The sequence below is a fragment of the Bacillus sp. T33-2 genome (genome assembly GCF_002860205.1).
Classification (GTDB): domain Bacteria; phylum Bacillota; class Bacilli; order Bacillales; family Cytobacillaceae; genus T33-2.
Window position 1 is genome coordinate 51,806 of record NZ_PGVB01000025.1, and the last position, 17,174, is coordinate 68,979.

13 protein-coding genes and 3 pseudogenes are annotated in these 17,174 nt (G+C 40.3%); 9 read left to right on the forward strand and 7 right to left on the reverse strand.

Annotated features, from left to right (window positions below; genetic code table 11):
- Positions 1–100 precede the first annotated feature (100 nt).
- On the forward strand, positions 101–1,336 hold the full coding sequence (locus CVD19_RS16815) for an IS701 family transposase (protein WP_101583569.1): 1,236 nt from the start codon (positions 101–103) through the stop codon (positions 1,334–1,336).
- Between the two features lie 68 nt (positions 1,337–1,404).
- On the opposite strand, the gene CVD19_RS16820 is transcribed toward CVD19_RS16815, so the two are convergent.
- The gene (locus CVD19_RS16820) at positions 1,405–1,611 is read right to left on the reverse strand and encodes a hypothetical protein (protein WP_101583571.1); all 207 of its coding nucleotides are present in this window, start codon (positions 1,609–1,611) and stop codon (positions 1,405–1,407) included.
- Positions 1,612–2,174: 563 nt separating this feature from the next.
- Here CVD19_RS16820 and CVD19_RS16830 point away from each other — a divergent pair.
- Together CVD19_RS16830 and CVD19_RS25950 are read left to right on the forward strand one after the other, a co-directional pair.
- Positions 2,175–2,411, forward strand: coding sequence for a hypothetical protein (locus CVD19_RS16830; protein ID WP_101583575.1), 237 nt, complete (start codon positions 2,175–2,177; stop codon positions 2,409–2,411).
- Between the two features lie 538 nt (positions 2,412–2,949).
- Positions 2,950–3,048 (forward strand): annotated as a pseudogene (locus CVD19_RS25950) (hypothetical protein); the annotation flags it as partial.
- Between the two features lie 307 nt (positions 3,049–3,355).
- Here the strand turns inward: CVD19_RS25950 and CVD19_RS16835 are convergent.
- Positions 3,356–4,279 (reverse strand): AraC family transcriptional regulator, encoded by a 924-nt coding sequence (locus tag CVD19_RS16835; RefSeq protein WP_101583577.1) that lies wholly within the window; start codon positions 4,277–4,279, stop codon positions 3,356–3,358.
- Positions 4,280–4,444: 165 nt separating this feature from the next.
- Between CVD19_RS16835 and CVD19_RS16840 the strand changes: the two genes are divergently transcribed.
- Together CVD19_RS16840 and CVD19_RS16845 are read left to right on the forward strand one after the other, a co-directional pair.
- Positions 4,445–4,702 carry an Atu4866 domain-containing protein gene (locus CVD19_RS16840; RefSeq protein ID WP_101583579.1) on the forward strand — a complete coding sequence of 86 codons (258 nt, stop codon included), beginning with the start codon at positions 4,445–4,447 and terminating at the stop codon, positions 4,700–4,702.
- A gap of 595 nt (positions 4,703–5,297) precedes the next feature.
- Positions 5,298–6,607, forward strand: a pseudogene (locus CVD19_RS16845) (short-chain fatty acid transporter).
- Between the two features lie 174 nt (positions 6,608–6,781).
- On the opposite strand, the gene CVD19_RS16850 reads toward CVD19_RS16845, so the two are convergent.
- Complete coding sequence (locus CVD19_RS16850; protein ID WP_101583581.1) at positions 6,782–7,144, reverse strand: hypothetical protein; 363 nt, start codon at positions 7,142–7,144, stop codon at positions 6,782–6,784.
- Between the two features lie 285 nt (positions 7,145–7,429).
- On the opposite strand from CVD19_RS16850, the gene CVD19_RS16855 reads away from it, so the two are divergent.
- The 3 genes and pseudogenes from CVD19_RS16855 to CVD19_RS25560 form a co-directional block, all read left to right on the forward strand.
- A complete protein-coding gene (locus CVD19_RS16855; protein WP_101583583.1) occupies positions 7,430–7,798 on the forward strand; it encodes a YciI family protein in 369 nt (122 codons plus the stop codon).
- Positions 7,799–8,136: 338 nt separating this feature from the next.
- Complete coding sequence (locus CVD19_RS16860) at positions 8,137–9,825, forward strand: S9 family peptidase (RefSeq protein ID WP_101583585.1); 1,689 nt, start codon at positions 8,137–8,139, stop codon at positions 9,823–9,825.
- A gap of 358 nt (positions 9,826–10,183) precedes the next feature.
- Positions 10,184–10,467 (forward strand): annotated as a pseudogene (locus CVD19_RS25560) (alkyl hydroperoxide reductase subunit F); the annotation flags it as partial.
- Positions 10,468–10,606: 139 nt separating this feature from the next.
- Here the strand turns inward: CVD19_RS25560 and yeiL are convergent.
- Positions 10,607–11,278, reverse strand: a complete 672-nt coding sequence (gene yeiL / locus CVD19_RS16870; RefSeq protein ID WP_101583587.1) for a transcriptional regulator YeiL — start codon at positions 11,276–11,278, stop codon at positions 10,607–10,609.
- An 80-nt stretch (positions 11,279–11,358) separates the two neighbouring features.
- Between yeiL and CVD19_RS16875 the strand changes: the two genes are divergently transcribed.
- On the forward strand, positions 11,359–12,534 hold the full coding sequence (locus CVD19_RS16875; protein WP_101583589.1) for an MFS transporter: 1,176 nt from the start codon (positions 11,359–11,361) through the stop codon (positions 12,532–12,534).
- A gap of 612 nt (positions 12,535–13,146) precedes the next feature.
- Here the strand turns inward: CVD19_RS16875 and CVD19_RS16880 are convergent.
- The 3 genes from CVD19_RS16880 to CVD19_RS16890 all read right to left on the reverse strand — a co-directional run bounded on the left by CVD19_RS16880 (position 13,147) and on the right by CVD19_RS16890 (position 17,127).
- Positions 13,147–14,058: an alpha/beta fold hydrolase gene (locus CVD19_RS16880; protein ID WP_257985177.1), complete on the reverse strand. Its 912-nt coding sequence runs from the start codon at positions 14,056–14,058 to the stop codon at positions 13,147–13,149.
- A gap of 743 nt (positions 14,059–14,801) precedes the next feature.
- Positions 14,802–15,791, reverse strand: a complete 990-nt coding sequence (locus CVD19_RS16885) for an ornithine cyclodeaminase family protein (protein ID WP_101583592.1) — start codon at positions 15,789–15,791, stop codon at positions 14,802–14,804.
- A gap of 49 nt (positions 15,792–15,840) precedes the next feature.
- The gene (locus tag CVD19_RS16890; RefSeq protein WP_101583594.1) at positions 15,841–17,127 is read right to left on the reverse strand and encodes an MFS transporter; all 1,287 of its coding nucleotides are present in this window, start codon (positions 17,125–17,127) and stop codon (positions 15,841–15,843) included.
- Positions 17,128–17,174 lie beyond the last annotated feature (47 nt).

A 17,174-nucleotide genomic window follows, 5' to 3' on the forward strand; every position in this document is an offset into this window, starting at 1 on the left:
GGTTAGTGCCAAAAAATAAGAATGACATCCCTTTTTTCGTGGAATTGGAAAGTTACCACACTCACCAAAAATCCCAGAAAAAAGGAGATGTCTTAGTGTTATGGTATCTTTCCACACTACTATCGTCAAGTTTGTTCTTGCCCTTGTTCTTGCCCTTGGTCTTACACTTTCAAAGCCGCAGATAAACCATCTGCTTTCTTATATGCATGGAATCATCCTTGCCGCTGGAAGAAAGAATGTAACCCAAATCATGAACAGCACTGGCAAGAAACGCGACTTGAGTTCCATGACCCGATTCCTTAAGGAATCCCCCTGGTGTCCCAACCGTGTGCAGCGTAGAAGGATGTCCTTCTTGATGGAGAAAATCCGTAAGGACCGCGAGAAAGCTGGAGATTCAAAACCTATCATCTTCTTTATTGTGGATGACGCTAGTTGCAGGAAAACTCCAGCTGCGAGGAAGATGGAACGTCTGGATTTTCATCATTCGCATGCGGATGGAAAATCAATATGGTCCCATTGCGTCGTTACCGCCCACGTGGTGGCCGAAGGCTACTCGTTTGCCTGGGATTTTCGTCCCTATTTCCGTGAATCATTCTGCGCGGAAAACGGGTTGGAGTTCAAAAGCAAGATTGAACTTGCCATGGAACTCATTAAGGCTTTTCCGGCAACTGAAGAGGAACAGGTCTATGTGTTGATGGACAGTTGGTATTCGAGCAAGAATGTAATTGATGCCTGTAACGCAAAAGGGTTCCATGTAATATGTGCATCTAAGAATAATCGACTGATTTGTCCAAAGGGCTACCGTATAAAGATTTCCGAATTCGCAAAAAAGGTTATCGACGAATCCGACCTTCGCACCGTTACAGTGAAGGGAAAGAGTCGATACCGGATATGTGAAATGGAAGGCCCACTGTCGGATATTGAAAATATCAAAATCCTGCTTTCCTGGGAGAAGAAGTTCAACCGGGAAAAATCTCCCTTCACCATCCTGTGCACCGACCTTACTCTGGATGTCGTTACCATCCTTAAGTATTATCAGGTCCGGTGGGAAATTGAGACAGGATATCGTTATTTTAAGGAGCTACTGGGTTTTGACCAATATCAGGTATTGTCCTTTAAAGCCATTGAAAGGTATTGGGTGATTCAGTATCTCACCCAGAATTTTCTAGAGTTCCAGCGACATGAATGGTCCAAATCCACACCCCATACTCTAGGTGATACGGTCCGAAGGATCAGGGAAGATGCCTTGGGACAGGTGGTTGTTTATGCCTACCAGGAAGGAAAGGCGAAAACCCCACTCAAAAAGGTGCTGGAACTCCTGAAATTGACCGCTTAAAAATGGCTATTGATAGGGACACCACCCGTTTGTCCTTTTTTAGGGATTTAAATAAAAAATGCAAGAGTCTAGTAATTCATTTGTATCTCATATGTTTTCCCTTTCCAATGCAAGTGGACGGGGCGAAAGGCGTAATGAATATATGTTGTTTTCATCTTTTTGTCGGAAAGGGTGTTATAACCTTCCTCACGCTGTTTCATTTCTGTGGATGTAATATTAGGGTCAATACGGCTTATAGAGTCGTTTTTAGTTGCTAGACGTTTTATTTTAGTCATCACTTAACCCCAATTCACGTTTCAATCTTATATTACTCCGTTTACTTTCAACAAATTTTATAAAGTCATCATCCTTTAGTAAATGTGGCAGCGTTTCTTCGATTATCTGAGCAGGAGTTAACCCTGTATAGTCCGAGTAATGCTCTAAAATTTTTCGTGATTGAAACGATAACCTTAGTGTTACATCCTCGGCATTGGGGTATTTTGGTTTAATTTTCACATCAACACATCTCTTGTTATTTGGTATATTTCTGTATGCCAATTTGTATGCAAAAATGTAATGTAATTTGTAGGGGTACAATGGCTATTGTACCCCTACATTTTTATATACAAATTGTACTAAAAATTCACTATTAATTATAACCAAAACCCCTTCATATCAAACAAAAATGACCTACAAATTAGTGTACAATTTATAGGTCATTTTTCATTACATTTTTAATGTTTGTGACAGGAAACGGAACCCGTTAGCCTCCTTTGGTCTTTTTTTATTTCCTCCCTCATATTTTCTGAATAAACGGTTAATGCTGACAGATAATGAGCTAGATATGGGATGTGAGGGAATGAGAAAAATTAAGCTGAGTGATTTGAATGAGGTCATAGAAAGAAATAGGAGTATGGTTAATAAACAAATAGCGAAACTTTCCAGCCCCAAAAGAAAGAAAAGGAATCGGGTAAGAAGCAAAGGGGAACGAGAAGCACTAGACCAAATCTCCGTTCGGAAATGGAAAAAAGCTTTAGTAAGCGGGAAAGTCAGAAAGATTAGTGATAAAGTTTGGTATTATGATTATCGGGATTAACCCTTGGGGAGCCAGAGGAACGGTTCTACTGTCCCAAAAATTACATTTTTACATTTTATCAGACGCTGGATCCGTCTTTTTTTCACATGGAATTAGTCCAGTTTTCCATTTTAGGTCTCCCAAGAAAAACAATAAGTGTCCAAAAATTATTCCTGTCTTTTTAATAAATCTTGTTTATATTCAATAGCGGAAAGGTAACGTCAATCCGCTAAGTTTCGGAATCAGATCCTCTATTGCAGAAACAACCTTATCCTTCTCCCCATCTTGAACCATTTCTTCCATTTTCGAAAAGCTTTCGATTGAAACGGGTGCCTGTCACTACCCGAAATATGTCGAATTTTTAATTAGAGTAACTGACCCAAGGATGTCGTTGCACACAAAAAATTAAGCTCCTGTCCCTAACTTCGATTATATAAAACTAAATTACAGGGTCATGCACCACCCTGGAATTTAATTGATAACGTACTTTTGACAGCGAGTCGAGGGGATAACTTCATCGTTCTTAGGCTTGGCTGGTTTTTCGCCTTTGTTTCACGTCAGTTTGAACCAGCAAATCATCATTTCAAAGGGATCAGGTGCTACTGCAGCCTTGGGCGCATTCGATTATTTGATTCGAAAATTAATGAATGAACATTAGCAACACAACCCTCGATGCCACACCTTCGCTGACCTATCAACAAAAGTTGAATAATTCTCTTTGTTGATCACGTCAGCGTTAATGAATCAACCATTCTATATCTAAGTTCCCGAAAGTCGATTTGTTACCATTGGATAACAAATCGACTTTTTCTTTTGTTTCAACGTTGTTCGGGCCGACATCATTGAACGCAAATAAAATTATATTCAGCACATGATAAACATGCTAAACAAAAAATTCCTCTTCAGAAATCCGATTAAATGAGGAAAATAAAAAATGTAGCATTTCAAAAACAAAGATTCTCCTGCTAAGCTAAACAAGACTCACGAAGACGCTTAATATCGCTTAAGGGAGGGAGACCAAACATTCGCGCGTATTCTCGGCTGAACTGGGAAGGACTCTCATAACCAACATGGAATCCAGCATTCGCCGCTTCCGCTATATCTGAAAGCAAAAGACGACGGGCTTCCTGCAATCTTACTTGCTTTTGATATTGCAAGGGGCTCATAGCGGTAACCTCTTTGAAATGAAAGTGCAATGATGATGGGCTCATGTTTGCGACCTTTGCCAACTCATCGATACGCAGCGGCTTAGCGAAGTCGCGGTTTATGAGATTAATCACTTTCGCGATCCGCTCAGCATGGCTGCCTGCCACGGCGAACTGCCTGACTGAAGCACCTCCCTGTTCATCCTGCAAAATCCAGTAAAGAATTTCACGAATGACCAACGGAGCAAGAACTGGAATATCCCTCTCCGAATCTAGAAGCCGAACTAATCTCAATACTGCGCCAAGAAGAGACGTGCTCGTTTGGCTCACGAAAAGGCCGCGTCCCGATCCTTCCTTTTGAATCCAATCCGAATGAGCCATTTTCATGATATCTACAATCTGATCAGTACTAAAATTTAGTTGGAGGCTTAAGTAAGGACGCTGCTGAGAAGCTTCAATGATATGCCCGGTAATCGGCAAATTTACGGAGGCGACCAAGTAGGACGCTGGATTATAGTGATAGCATTCTTGTCCTAACATCACCATTTTTGCTCCTTGTGCAACAATGCACAAAGCAGGATCATACACCGAATAGATCGGTTGCTTCTCTCCTTCATAGCGAAATAGTTTTAAAGAAGAAATAGCTGTAGAATGTACTCTAGCACCAGCTGTATGGCGATTGATAACACTTGCTAATTCCAGCTGTTGTCTTGTGATTTCGTCATTTATTTTCATAGTAATCATCATGCCCCTCCCTTTCTTTCGCTCCGATAATTCATACATCAATTTTATATATTTTGGACGATTGTGCAATAACTCTGTCGTAATCGGCTACCGTATCTGCCCCAATATGCTCCATACTGTTTGAGAAGTAACCTTCACAATCCACAGTTAAAGGAGAATATCAAAATGGAAAAAAGAAACAATGGAGAACAAACATCTTATGTAGGCATGTGGGTTACCCAGGACGGATATATCCGCCACGAGCTTCTGCCTAACGGACGTTACGACGAGGCGCGCGGCAATCGCAAAAGCGCCTATCAAGGCCGCTATATAATTAATGGTGATCATATTGACTATGTAGACGATACCGGTTTCACAGCTGACGGGGATTTTCGCAATGGCGTTCTCTATCACGCAGGGATGATTTTATATCGAGAAGAGTAAGTAAATGGGAAAAGGAATTGAACAACATGTCCAGCAGGTTATCAATTTATACATTAGCAGTTCCGAGTTTTCTGGTCGGGACATCGGAGACAGGGCTCCATGTCAAACGAACATATAAGACTGCACAATTTATTGATAACAAAAGGGAGCATTACCTAAGATAATTGCTCCCGGGGTTTTTTAAACTTCTACTTTTTTGGAGCTAGACGAAATGAACAGCCAAATGTTTGTAATTCCTTTGTTTGAAGCTACCCTTTCTGTGAAGGAAAGGAATCCAGCAATCTATTGCAGCCACATTTTAAACAAGCCTTCTGCTACCCCTAGATTATATATGTAAAAGGTACTTATTTCCAGTGGTCGTCTTCAATCATCTCCCAGTATAGCTGTATCCATAGTTATCACCTCCTTCCCGATAAGGAAAGAAGACTGCACAACCGACCACCCTCTCAAAATACAGCCAACTCCATTCTAGCATAATCTAAAACCCTATCAATCCTCGACAAAATTCGGAGAGTGACAGGCACCCAAAACCATTTGTCATATTAAACTTGTCCTCTCCATAGCATGTACAGACAAAATAAAGGAGAGTGATTGCATGTTAAACCGAATCGCAGGGCGTTTCTCGAAACTGGTTGAAAAGTACCTTCCTGATGCCTTTGTTATCGCTGCGCTACTGACACTGCTGGTGTTTCTCCTGGGCTTTTTTATGAAGCCATCTGAACCTGGTGAGCTGGTCAAATCCTTCGGAGATGGCTTCTGGGTATACCTTGCTTTTACAATGCAAATGGTCCTGTTGCTTATGACTGGAATGACATTGGCTTCAGTGCCAATGATTCAGCATCTGCTGACTGCGCTGGCATCAAAGGCAAAGACAGCAAACCAAGCTTATCTTTTAACATTTTTTGTTTCATCTGCTGCCTACTATATAAACTGGGGGCTCGCTGTTGTTGTGGGTGCGATTATTGCACGTGAAGTTGGAAAACGGAATCAGAATGCCCACTTTCCTCTTTTAGTGGCTTCTGCTTATACACCTACCGTCCTATATACAGCTGGGGTATCTAGTTCCATTGGATTGACAGTAGCAACAAAAGGACATTTCCTTGAAGAAATTGCAGGAGTGATTCCAACATCAGAAACAATCTTCCATCCCGGGACGATCACCATTTTACTGGCCCTTTTAATTACCATCCCAATTTTTATTATTTTGATAGCTCCCAAAAAAGACATAATCTCATACACTCCGCCAAAACAAGTAAAAGACGAGGAAAAGCGGAATGAGCCTGCAACACCTGCCGGCCGCCTGGAAATACACCGTTTCTTGGCATCTTAACTGGATTGATTGGATTAGTGTATGTTATCTATGAGTTTTTTAATGGAAGGGATCTGGACTTAAATATTATTAATATCACATTCCTGTCACTGGGGCTTCTATTGCATAAGTCACTAATACAGTATGCTATAGCATTTAAAGAGGCGGGTTCTGCTATTTCTCCCATTATCCTTCAATTCCCATTTTATGCCGGGATTATAGCCGTATTAGGCAGTTCAGGTCTTGCGGAGTATATCATTAATGGAATGACTTCTATAGCCAGTAAGGAATCTTTTGATATTTTTACGTATTGGACAGCAGGCCTCGTAAATATCCTGGCTCCTTCTGGCGGAGGACAGTGGGCTTTGCAGGGACCATTGCAAGTTCCAGCAGGTCTACAGCTCGGTGTGGATCCGGCCATAACTGCAATGGCGGTTGGTTGGGGAGATGCCTGGACAAATCTGATCCAGCCTTTCTGGGCACTGCCACTTTTAAGTGTAGTCGGACTTCATATCCGCCATATTATGGGCTATTGTGCACTATTATGCATTTGGGTGGGACTTATTACTACAATTCTGATGTTCTTTGTTTATTAACTAGTCATGGAAAAGCGGCCAATTTGACAGGGTTGGCCGCTTTTCCAAAAATTAGGGCGATGCCTTCTTTCACTTTTCCTACGCTTTCTGTACTTCGTGATTCATCTTAATTAAGACGGTTCGCCCCTACTAACCCTCCATTAAATCGAGTATGTCCTAATCCACCTTTGAAACCTAAACCTCTTTTTTATTAAGCTGCAATAGCCCTAAGATGGCATATAATTTATTGGTAAATTCATGGGCTTGGGCTCTTAAGTCGGCGGAATACTGTTTCACCTCAGAAAGCGCATCGATCATATGCTTGATCTCCGTCCGGTCCCGGAAGCTGGCAACAATTCCGATCCGCTTGTCTCTCTCCATTATCAGTTGTGTATTGACAATCATTATTTTCTCTCTATATTGAATTTCAACATCCATTTGTTTTTCATTGCAGCCTAGCAGCTGTAGCATATTAGGAGAACCAATTACTTGGGACACGTGCTGCCGTTCTGCCTTTTCATGAATTTCTAGTAAACGATGCGCAGATGAATTCATCATTGTAATAGACCCTTTATCATCTACCGCTAATATTACCTCTATTACTGCAAGATGGCACTTCTTTCTCGATACATAGCAGCAATCTGATATGGTTCTAAGTTAAGTGTGTCTTTTCGTATACTGTCAGCCAGAAGATAGCTTCCTAGTATAAGGCCCCTATTAAGTAACGAGTGAGTAGATCCAGGAGGATTAACGCCTTTTATGTTGAATTCCTTATTATGCTAACGGGCAGGTTAGTTGAAGAAGAAATTAAGGGGATTTGCCTATAATAAGGAGGGAATTTTAATGCTGTTTATGATGATTGTCAAAGCCTCGAAGAATTCAGAAGCCGGAAATCTCCCAAGCCCTGAGCTCATAGAAGCCATGACGAAGTACAATGAGGAATTAGTTAAGGCAGGCGTACGAGTTATGGCCAAAGGACTTCATCCAAGTTCGAATGGAATTCGCATTTCGTATATGAAACCAATGGAAAAGCCTGTGGTTACGGATGGCCCATTTACGGAAACGAAAGAATTGATTGCCGGATTCATTTTAATTGATGCGAAGTCGAGGGAAGAAGCCATAGAGTGGGCCATGCGGATGCCCGACCCGCAGGGACACGGGGAAGGCCAGATTGAATTGCGTCAAGTATTTGAGCTGCCGGAGTTGACCTAGAATCCGGAGATATTTGCCAAGGAAGGAAAAATAGAGAGAGAGAACTAACTAAAGGGTGCGTTGATCCGGGCAGGATTAACGGCCTTTTTTGGTGAATTCCTTATTGAACAAACGGGCAGTTTACTTTAATAAGGTGAATTTCATTTTGCTATTCTTGGAAAGTCCTTATTAAGTATATAATTACTATCAACTTTGCTATAACAAAAAAACGGAGAGGAATGTCTCCTCTCTGTTTCTATATCTATTATACCATAAAAAGGTAAACTGTTTAAGGCTGTTTTTATCTTTAATATCACTGTAAATTACATATGGTGGGACACTCTTAAAGGGGGCTTTCGATGTTTGCTGATTTTGATGTGAATGAAAAATCAAATCTCATTAGTATTCTCCAATTTCTACAAGATGGAACAAAAAAAATTAGAACTTATGACCTTATAACTAGAGAAGAGATTGGTGAAATAAGTAATGAATACCTGCCGCAAGGTCCACGGTTATCACCAAATAAAAATCAACTTGCTTTTTTTAGCAACAATAATCCTCTATATCTTTGGGATATGAAGAACGACACTGTTAAACCTATTTTTAATCGTCCTTTTCTAAATGCAGGATTCTGTGAGTGGTCATCTTGTGGAAATCAAATATGTTTTTCTGCATATTCAACAGACCCTAACAAGACAACTCCACCAGACATTTATTTAATGGATTTGGAAAACACTGAAGTTGTCCAACTTACAGATAGTGTAGGTGTCGATCGATTTCCGCAATGGTCACCCTCCAGTCAATTTATTGCTTTCCATAGACAATACCTCAATGAACAAAATACTCCTAAGAAGATTTGCATAGTAGATACTAAAACAAGAGTTTTCAGCACAATTCCTCAATCAGATAGCTCAAACCATCAAATTGGAAGGTATTGTTGGTCAAAAAATTCTGCTCATATTGTTGTGAAAGAAGTAAGTAATGATGGTGTATTATTAAAAGTATTTCGTACATCAGATATGGCATTGGAATGGACATATTCATGTCCTGAGATTGTTGGAGGTGCATTCTTAAACAATAAGCAAATTCTTGTTGTTTGTAAAAAGGAATTGTTGATCGTTTCATTTCCTGAGGGAGACATTGCTCAAAAGGTTAATCTACCAAATAGTATTTCCATCCAAGAAACACTACGGGGTCCAAGTATTTCATTAAGTTGTGATTCTGATAATATTTATTTTATAAATGAAGATTCTTGTTTATACAAATGGAATGAGGAAGGTTCTTTAGAGTTGTTAATCCAAAATTCTGAGGAACAACTACCTATTTTTACTCATCAGGAGTATACAGTTAAGTCGAAAGATAGTCGCAATATCCCAGTACATTCGTTAACTCCAGAAAACCCGAAGGATATGGGGATTTTATTTGTACATGGAGGACCTGGTGAAAAGTATGACCCGAAAGATCCTATGATAGTCCGATTATTAAAAGAAGGCTATGAAGTAATTGTACCCGCATATCGAGGTTGTGCCGGATATGGAGAAGAACACAGAGAGGCTAATATAGGAGAGTATGGACGTGCTGATGTTTGGGATGTTTTAGCTGTTGGTTTTTATTGGAAAATAATGACTCGTTATAAACGACCTTTAGCCATAATGGGATATAGTTATGGTGGTTTTTTAACTTTTTTAGCCTTATCTTACTCTAAAGTACCTTGGGATTATGGAATTACTTTATGGGGGGTAACGAGAATAGAACATATGGGATTACATCTTCTAAAAGCATATCCTATCGATTCAAATAACAGAAAGAGAGCTGAAAGAGAAAGAAATCCTTTAGAACAAGCAACTAAAATTAGGACACCGCTTTTAATTTTACATGGTGGGCAAGATTCGACAGCTAACAATGAAGAAGTTAAATTCATCCAAAAACAGATTCAATCTCATGGTGGAACGTGTGAATTGATAATTTATGAAAATGAAACTCATGGACTAGGTAAAAAACGTCCAGAAATGTTTGAGCAAGTTTTTTCCTTTTTGAAAAAATATTAGGTTAGCAAATGCTTTTTACGGAGTAATGTCGTGGAAGTATTCGCATAGGAGGATTTCTCGAGCAAATTCTGTTACCATCTGGGAAGCGTCCTGCGACTGCTAAGATTCTATTGTTATCTGAAAGAATTGTGAAGATATATACTTAAACTAAAGGGTGCGTTACTTGTATAAGAAATTTAAAAAAGCCCTGTATCAATGATTACTTGGTAATCTACGATATAGGCTTCATCTATCGATAACTAATTTTCCTTATATATATTTAACATACTGCGCAATTCAATGCGTAAGGGATCTAAGTCGATATCATTTTTTTGAACATTACGTAAGATTCGGAGTGAAATAATCGACAAATATAGAGAAATTCACTCGCACAGGTATAGTTGCTGAAGGCTTTGGTCGGCAACTCATGGACACTCTGGGCATTGAGAACTTTATTCAGTACGAAATATACTAAAGTCCCAAGATCGCTGCAAGTCTCGAAGAACATGGAAAGAATACGAGATTGATGTCATGAATATGCAGCGTCCCAAGGGTCTGGGAAAGAAGCATCTTGTCGAGATTGAACTTGAGAACGGTGCGGTTGGTTAAGAGCAAAACCGTTATCCTTTCAACAGGTGCCCACACTGGCGCAATGTTGGCGTCCAGGTGCCGGTCATGAACCACATATATGAAAGTCGCTTTGCTATCTGATTGATAGTAAAGCGACTTTATTTTTTACAAGAGGTACAGATTACATGTCTATTATTTAGCTGCCGGAATGCTCTAAATTAGAGCTATTATGTTATTCATTCTTCAACACTTCCGCCAGTCCTTGCAGAGCATTTGGCTGCCGAATGCGATAGTGACGTCCTTCCTTTTGCAAATATCCTTTATCACAAAATTGTGCAAGGACATGCAATAAATGGCGGTAGGATACACCCAAAAAGTCACAAACCGTTACGTGTTTTTCTTTATATACATTTCCATCTGCGGTTTGCAAAATAAAATCAGCCAGCCGATTTTCAAGCGGGAAAGCAAGGCTTTGTGTATACTTCGCAGCCATGTTCGTTGATTTCGCACTTAAAAACCTGGTCAATTCCCGCAGAAATTTCACATCTTCCAGCAATTGTCCACGGTAATGATGAAAAGGGATAGCAAAGCAGACGGTCTTAGTTGAGGTTTGAATCCCTTTTGTATAGTAAACATCATTTAACAACTCCATTTCCCCAATGTATTCATGCGCGTTAATGAAATTAATGAGGGATACCTTGCCGTTTTGATGCGTTACATAAATTTTTGCTTTTCCTTCAATGACATAGAATAAAAAATCCGGCCGCATGCCTTCATGGATAATCCATTCATCTCGTTGATATTCACGCACTTCTATAAATTCATCAACCGATAAAGAAAACAAATCTGCAATCGAGTGTTCATCTAAGTAATACTCTCTTTTTTCGTTTTTATAAATTTCCATAACCCACCTCAAAATATGAGATATCTCATATTAACATCTGAATCCCCATGATATCATGCAAGCATTGGGGGGATACAGAAATGAATTCACAACGCTGGATGAGCAGGCAGTTTTTTAATTTTTATATGACGTGGGGCATTTTTCTTCCCTTTTGGACGGGGTGGATGATTCAGACAAAAGGGGTTTCCATTTCAGAAGCCAGTTTAATCATGAGTTTGGGTTTGATCGCCCGGGGACTTTCCACACTGGTTGCCTACCCTTACTTATCGTTGAAATTTAGCAGCAAGGCCTTATTAAATATGATGGCTATCGGCACACTGATTGCCATTCTATTCTATATACCGGTCAGCTCCTTTAATGGATTACTTATGGTAACCTTACTGATCAATGTCATTTACCCCACATTGATGCCGGCATTAGACAGCGCAGCAGGCATTCTTGTGCAGAGTAACCAATTAAAGGATTATGGAAAAAGCCGATCATGGGGGTCTATTGGGTTTGTCGCAGCCGGGATTATTTTAACCTTCTTTACGGGGATGCTCGGGGATGAAGTGATTTTATATGGATTGCTGCTCGGCATGTTAGTATTCCTGTTTTTCGGCTTTTTGCAGGCACCAGTTGTTTTATCTGCTAAACCGAAAACGGAACATGCAAAAAATCACAGCATACGGGAATTATTTCGTATCAATCACTTTGGTTTGGTTCTCGTCATTGTGATTTTACTGCAGTCAGCACATGCTTCTTATTACAACTATGGGTATCTATTTTTACAAGAAATCCATGCTCCCAAATATTTAATCGGAGTAATCCTCAATATTGCCGTGATTGCAGAAATCATTTTCTTCTCGATCGCAGACCGGATGTTTAATAAATTTTCTGCAGGGTTCTTATTGGTGATCGCTGCTCTTGGTTCAACCCTGCGCTGGATATTGGTATTTGCCTTCCCAAATGTTATCGTGTTCTGTTTGGCGCAAACATTACATTCATTGTCTTTTGCGATGGGGCATTACGCCTTTATGAAATACTTAGTCAGAAATATTCCACATACACACATTCCAAAAGCCCAAGGGGTGTATTCAGCACTAGCCCTTGGCTGGGGTACAGCAGTGTTCACCATGTTCGGCGGCTATTTATTTGAAATAGAGCCAAGATACGCCTTTATCGGAATGATTGCATGTTCCATTCCATCCATGCTGCTTGCCCTTATTTATCAAAAAACGGATCATAAACAACAAGAAGTGGCCGTTATTAACTAAAGTGAACTATTCACCAACTTACTAAAGATGAAGGACACTCTCTGGAAATGTCCTTCATCCGGGTTTTAAAGGGACCAAAAAACGCCAAATTTGAAGAACCTACTCTATTTGTGGTATGGTTCTCCGTCATGTATCTAAATGAGGTTATAAATAGTAACATAAAAGGTTTTGAAAGATTAATCGAAGAGGTTGTTTTTTACTTTGATGCCCTTTATTAGGGGCTTTGTAATGACTTATAAACATAGAAATAGTTGGAAAACTTTCTCATTGATTAGAACTAGGTTAACAACTTTTATAATTGCTATGTAGCCCCACTGCATGATAAATTAAGGTTGGTTTTGCAAAGATTGTTGTTTTTCGTATTCATTCACACCCGAATGTATGGACAAGCAGCCCTCCTTGTTTTTCACCTTAAATAAATAACAATAGCCAGCAAAGTTTACGAAAAGAGTCTTATTAAAAATGTGAAAATCATCCATTTCAATCCAATTGACAGCCTTACATTGCAGTAAGGCCTTTTGTTAAATTCTTTTTCCATAAAACTACGTAACCAAAATAGGCTTGTTTTTAATTTTCTTTATACTCCCTTAACCCAGTCTTCATTTCTATCTCTCATCCCACTCTATTTGTCGTCATTTTTTGATTTATTGATGCACTTGCATTCATATGTTTGTATAATTCTTCTGTAACTAGGAGAGGATTATCGATCATACAGAAATGTCCGGCTTGAGGAATAATGGTGAATGTGGAATTTGGAACTGTTTCATTTAACCTGTAGCCCCAATAAGCCGGTAAGAAGGGATCATGCTGTCCCCATATGAATGACGCTTTTACTTTTATATTAGGCAGTTCGGGTACGATATCTTGTGTTTGGTGATGTTCTAGAGCAAACGAAGCCGTTTGTAACTCTTCCGCTCCCCCAGGATGATTATATGGAGCAACCAAAGCCGAAATGAGGTCTGGGGTTATCAGTTCTTGATGGTAAGTACCTGTCCTTAAAAATCTTTCGATGTAAGTTGGAGAAGGTTCGAACTCAGGTGCTGTAGGGTAACGGAGAGCCATAACTCTTCCAAGTGGCCAATTGCTAAAAGTAACTCCATCAGTTACAACAAAGCTGGCCACCCGTTCTGGATATTTGACAGCTAAGATTTGAGCGATTCCTCCCCCAAGGTCATGGCCCACAAAATGGGCTTTTTGTATTCCAAAATAATCAAGCAGCTTTATCATATATTCAGCTTGATGAGGCAAAGAGAGTTTTTCATATTCCGCACGTGGAACACGGTCTGAAAGTCCGTAGCCTAAAAGATCGGGAGCAATCACTCTACATTGAGTAGCTAACTGTTGAATAATTGGCATCCAAATAAAGGAATTAGTTGGGATCCCATGCATTAACACTACTGTTTCGTTTCCAACTCCAGCCACTCTACAGAATAATTGATACTCACCAATTTGGATGTTGCCTTGCCTCATTTGCACAATTACCACTTCTTTCTTGTAAAATTTCAGCATTTGTAATTTTAGCAATATGAAGCTGCTTTATACACGAAGCTAACAGTTTTTTCCTGAAGCAAAAAGAAAATAAACTGAATAGAGTCTTTTCTCATGCGTTCTGTTTTGCTATTCTGTTTTTAATTGAAAAAGTGAAATCAAACCACACCGTGAGATTTCAGTACTACAGATGGAACGATCATCTTATTTTTCAAAAAAATGGGTACCCTTTAAAAAATTTACTATTGAGATACCACCTTCTGAATAACTGTAACTATCAATACCTATAACAATAACCCATAGCCCACACAGTTTGAAACTCTTTTAAAGAGTTACTTTGTTAGCAGGGCATCAACCTTAAAATTTCTTCACCAGCTGCCTGTCAACTACTGAGCGTCTTACTTAGATTGGACTTTCCCAATTAGCAAATAACGGTTTGCGGTCACGCAATAAACAAGAGAAATACCAGGTTTTTTGACCTGGTATAGCTTTATGTCTTCCTCAAATTTATCATTACCCTATAGCTTTTACATTTTGTAAATAAAAATGAACCCGCTAAATTATGATTAGGACGCTACGCTTCAAAAATACTTCATTCCTGGGTATAGATGTTCTATACATTTTTTTGGAAGAATTCATATGATTGGTTATTTTAATCAAAAACCTCATTTAATTATGATACGGTTCTCCGTTATTAATCCTTATGAGAATAATTACTATACTTTCTGTCTTACTTATTCACGTGAGTCGCCAATTTTTTAATAAAATATCTTTCTATCTCACACATTCACATGTGTGCCCACACCAGCGATTATTGCCTTTTCATAAACAGCGGCCGCCACAGCAAGATCGAAATAGGCAATCCCGACTGATTTGAAAAAGGTAATCTCCTCATCCCTTTCCCTGCCACTAATCTGCCCCGCCGACATTTCCCCGAGTTCTCCATGCAGGTTTGAGAAACTCCATGTCCCCGCGTTTGCAGGGATGATGAAGTCACCCGCTTCATCCTTTACCCCCTCAATCGTATCAACTACAATTTTCGAACTCCTTAAGAGTGTTTTCTCATCCACTTCCTGCATATGTGGCAGGTACGAGCCTATGCCGTTAATATGGGTGCCTGGCCTTAATGCTGTCCCTGAAAAAACCGGAGATTCTGAGCGGGTGCTGCAGGTGACAATGTCGGCTTCAACAACAGCATGGTCCGGATCATCTGCTACCGAAATCTCGCCATCATAACTTGGGCAAAACTCTATAATTCTTTCAGCAAATGCCTCTGCTTTCTTTTTTGTCAGGTTATATAGGTGGATAATTTTTATGTTACGGACTGCAAGCATAGCCTGCAGCTGTTCCTCTGCCATTGCTCCACAGCCAATAATAGCAACGGATGATGCATTTTCTTTAGAAAGGTGTTTTGTCGCGATTCCGCTTGCCGCACCGGTCCTCAGCCTCGTTAAGTAGGTCGCGTTCATACAGGCCAGATGTTCTCCATCGTCGGTGCTGCTTAACAGAATAACGCCTTGTGTCGTCTTCTTCCCGACAACTCGATTGCCGGGAAAAATGGTAACCACTTTGACGGCCGCTTTCCCGACTGACTCCATTGCACTTGGCATATACAGCGCTGAAGCGTTTTTCTCGGGAAACTCGAGGACGGTTCGATGCGGATTCAAAATTTTTCCTGCAGTGTAATCTAGCAAAGCTTTTTCAAGATCCTGAATGGCTTCTTCCATTGAGTATATGGAACGGATTTGTTCCTCTGATAAGATAAGCATGTTTATCCTCCGAAAAAAGGAACCGCAGGTCGCGATTCCTCGTGTATTTTTAGGCAGCCTCTGAATCCAGTTCCTGGTTTTTGCGGTCACGGACATACGAGACGGCAATGAGCGATATTGCTGAAGCCAGCATGATGTACAATGCTACGGGCACATAGGAATTGTTATATTGCTTGAGCAGCGCGGTTGCGACGAGCGGGGCCGTTCCTCCGGCGAGGGCGGCACCAATCTGGTAACCAAGTGTGATTCCGGTATAACGGACGTTCGATTTAAATATTTCCGAGAACATCGTACCGAGTACAGCAGTGATTGGGGCCCAAATGATACCTAGACCCAGCACGGTAGCCAAAATAAGCAACACGGCTGATTCTTGCTGCAGCATCCAAAAATAAGGGAATGCATACAGGATCATCAGGACTGTTCCGCCAACATAAAGTTTTTTGCGGCCAATTTTATCTGAAAGATTACCCATTATCGGGATCAAGATAGTAGTGATAATAGTAGCGATTGTAACGGCATTCAAAGTGATCGTTCGAGAATATCCGAGATTGGTTGTAGCATATGAAACAATAAATGTAGAAAAAATATAAAATGGCGCAGTTTCTACTACTTTGGCTCCGACTGCGATTAAAACCTCTTTCCAGTGTGAGCGCATAGTCTCAAAAAACGGGACTTTTGCTATTTCCCCTTTTTCTTGTGCTTTTTTGAATGATGGCGTTTCATCGATACCTTTACGGATCCATAAACCAAAAATGATCAGAAGAGCACTCAATATGAACGGAACACGCCAGCCCCAGGTCATAAATGCACTTTCAGGCATCAGTGTCATAAGTGACAATGACAGCGTTCCGAGCAGCATTCCAATCGTTACACCCATTTGCGGAATGCTACCGAATAATCCGCGTTTGTCTTTGGGTGCATATTCCACCGCAAGAAGCAGCGCGCCGCCCCATTCACCGCCAAGCCCCAATCCTTGAATCAAGCGCAGGATGATCAGAAGAATGGGCGCCATCACACCGATAGATTCATATGTAGGAAGGAATCCCATCAATACTGTGCCTCCACCCATGAAGGACAATGTCAGGACAAGCGTTTTCTTCCTTCCGATCCGGTCCCCGATATGGCTGAAAATGATGCCGCCAAGCGGACGGATGAAAAATGCCAAAGCGAAAGAAGCATATGCGAGCATTAACCCGACTGTTGGATCTTTACTGTGGAAAAATAGTTCGTTAAATACAAGTGCTGCCACAGTCCCATATAAAAAATAATCAAACCATTCAATTGAACTCCCTACCAGACTTGCAACCAGCACTTTCTTAGAAACCTTATTTTCCATAGGTATCCCTCCTTTTTTACTATCATAATAATGATAACTAAGATAAT